Origin of the sequence: uncultured Veillonella sp., from assembly GCF_934230905.1 — a bacterium.
Classification (GTDB): Bacteria; Bacillota; Negativicutes; order Veillonellales; family Veillonellaceae; genus Veillonella.
In genome coordinates, this window is record NZ_CAKQFJ010000054.1 from 1 (window position 1) to 2,855 (window position 2,855).

A 2,855-nucleotide genomic window follows, 5' to 3' on the forward strand; every position below is an offset into this window, starting at 1 on the left:
TTTTCATAAACGCTCATATCTTGAAGAATTTGACGTCCTTCTGGTACTAAAGAAATACCATTATGTACAATTTGATGAGTTTTATGACCTGTAATGTCTTGACCTTCAAATAGCACTTTACCAGATGTCGGTTTCACAAGGCCCATAATAGTCTTCATTGTTGTAGACTTACCGGCACCATTCGCACCAATTAAAGATACAATAGAACCTTGTGGTACTTCTAAACTAATATCTTTTAAGGCTGTAATATGTCCATAACCAGCCACGATGTTTTCTAGCTTTAACATATTACGCCTCCTCTTTACCTAAATATGCTTCAATAACAGCCTCATTATTTTGAATTTCTTGAGGTGTGCCTTCAGCAATCTTTTTACCAAAGTTGAATACCACCAAACGATCACAGATATTCATCATCAATTCCATGGCATGTTCAATAACTACAACAGTAATACCAAGATCGCGAATTTTACCAATCAATTGGCGCAACGCTTCGGTTTCACTATCATTCATCCCTGCTGCTGGTTCATCAAGCAAAATTAATTGGGGATGTGTAGCTAAAGCACGAGCAATTTCAAGACGACGTTGTTTACCATATGGCAAAGAAGTAGCAACTTCTTCTGCATCTTCTTCTAAGCCTACAAGTTTTAAAAACTCATATGCAATGCCACGACAACGTTCCTCTTCAATGCGTTGTCGTTTTGTTCTTAAGAAGCTCGCAATAAAACCAGCGCCTGTTCGACAGTGCATACCCGTTAATACGGTTTCAAGAGCTGTCATATTACCAAAAAGTCGAATATTTTGGAATGTACGAGCAATACCCATTTCTACCGTTCTATGAGGTTTAATACCTACAACAGACATACCATCAAATACAATTTCGCCAGAACTTACCGGGAATACGCCAGTAATCAAGTTAAAGAGTGTGGTTTTACCAGCACCATTTGGTCCAATAACACCAAAAACTTCACCTTGCTTAACACCAAAGGATATACCTGTGAGGGCTGCAACGCCACCAAAGCTTTTACTTACATCATTTAATTCTAATAGCATTCAGTTCCCCTCCTATCCTTGTTTATCTTGTTGTTTACGTTTATACGCTTCAAAACGTTCCGTTAACACTTGTGTTTCAGGAATGTATGGAGCTTTTTTAAAGCCTAATTTACGACTAATTTTATCTACCATAGATTCTGTTAAAATACCATCTGGACGAACAGCCATCAAAATGACTAATAATGCACCATAAATGATATCTCGATAATCAGATAAGAAACGCAATACTTCTGGCAACAATGTAAGAATAAAGGAACCGAGTACGGAGCCCCATACTACATTAGAACCGCCAAATACAGGGAACAATAAGATTTGTACTACTTTATGATAGCTAAAATCTGTAGGGTTGATAAAGTTTGTAATATGCGCATACAAACCACCACCGATACCTGCGATAAAGGCCCCGATAATGAAAGCCATCATTTTATAGTACACTACATTAATCCCCATCAACTCAGCAGCATGATCATCGGCCTTAATAGCGGCAAAGGCACGACCGACACGGCTATTATTGATGCGTATACAGAAAGCAATAATAACAATTAATATAATCAATAAGATAAGAATAGCCATTAAATTGCCCCAGGCAACCGCATCGATTCCCATAAGGCCATCAATATCGATTTCATAAGCAAAATTTGTTAATTCTTGAGGAATAGATGGAATGCCGGATAAACCAAGAGCACCATTTGTCACATCTAAGTTCAAGAAGATAACACGCACTACTTCACCAAAACCAAGTGTGGCGATGGCAAGATATAGACCCTTCAATCGAGTGGTTGGCAAACCGATGACAACGGCAACTAAAGCGGCTACAAAGCCACCCACTAAAATACCAACTACGATAGGTAAATCGGCTTTCAAAGAAAGTAATGCACCCACATAAGCACCAACGCTCATAAAGCCGGCTGCCCCTAGAGATAACTGTCCACTGGCAAGTGTGAAATAAATGGAGATACCTAGGATGGCATTAATGATAAAAAACATCACAATTTGTAGATAATAAGGGTTAAAAATATCCATTATGGTCTGCCCCCCTTATCTTTAGAACCAAATAAACCTTGTGGTCTCCAGAATAATAAGACAATGATTAAACCGAAGGCTACCGCATCACGGAATGTAGATGCACCATAAGCAACGGAGAAGATTTCCGCAATGCCCAAGATAAAGCCACCTACCATAGCGCCAGTAATATTGCCAAGACCACCTAGGATAAGTACAGCCAAGCCCTTAAAGCCTATGATAACACCCATAGTAGGCTCAATAGCATTGAAGGATAGGCCAACAAGTACACCGGCAGCTGCACCTAAAGCGGAAGCAATCATAACGGTAACAGAAATAATCATCGTTGGATTGATGCCTAAGAGAGCTGCTGTTTCAGTACTCATGGATACAGCACGAATGGCTTTACCAATCTTAGTCTTTTTAATAACCACATTTAAAATGATCATTAAGAGAACAGAAACACCTAAACCGATAATTTGCACCATGGAGATTTTAAATACCCCAAAGTCGATAAGGCCACCAATGTAATCTGGTGGAAAGGATCTCGTTTGAGGGCCCCACAATAATAATGCCAAACTTTCAAGGAAGATGGAAACACCAATGGTGCTGATAAGTGGTGCCAAGTGAGACACCTTTTTCTTACGTAGTGGGCGTAACGCCACAAATTCTAATAAGTAACCTAATACGGCACCTACAGCCATCGCTACGATAAGGGCTACAAAAATGTTTACGTCAAAAACAGTTACCATAAAAAGACCAACGAAGGCACCTATCATAAAGATGCCTCCGTGTGCCATGTT

Annotated in this window: 4 protein-coding genes; all 4 read right to left on the reverse strand. The window is 39.5% G+C overall.

Going from position 1 to position 2,855, the window contains the following annotated elements; genetic code table 11:
- Positions 1-287, reverse strand: a 287-nt coding sequence (locus Q0E20_RS09375) for an ATP-binding cassette domain-containing protein (RefSeq protein ID WP_295999430.1), incomplete at its 3' end; no start/stop codon positions are given.
- A 1-nt stretch (position 288) separates the two neighbouring features.
- Complete coding sequence (locus tag Q0E20_RS09380) at positions 289-1,050, reverse strand: ABC transporter ATP-binding protein (RefSeq protein WP_295999433.1); 762 nt, start codon at positions 1,048-1,050, stop codon at positions 289-291.
- Between the two features lie 12 nt (positions 1,051-1,062).
- The gene (locus Q0E20_RS09385; RefSeq protein ID WP_295999436.1) at positions 1,063-2,073 is read right to left on the reverse strand and encodes a branched-chain amino acid ABC transporter permease; all 1,011 of its coding nucleotides are present in this window, start codon (positions 2,071-2,073) and stop codon (positions 1,063-1,065) included.
- Positions 2,073-2,855 (reverse strand): branched-chain amino acid ABC transporter permease (locus Q0E20_RS09390; protein WP_295999439.1); only part of this gene is annotated, 783 nt, incomplete at its 5' end. The genes Q0E20_RS09390 and Q0E20_RS09385, both read right to left, overlap by 1 nt.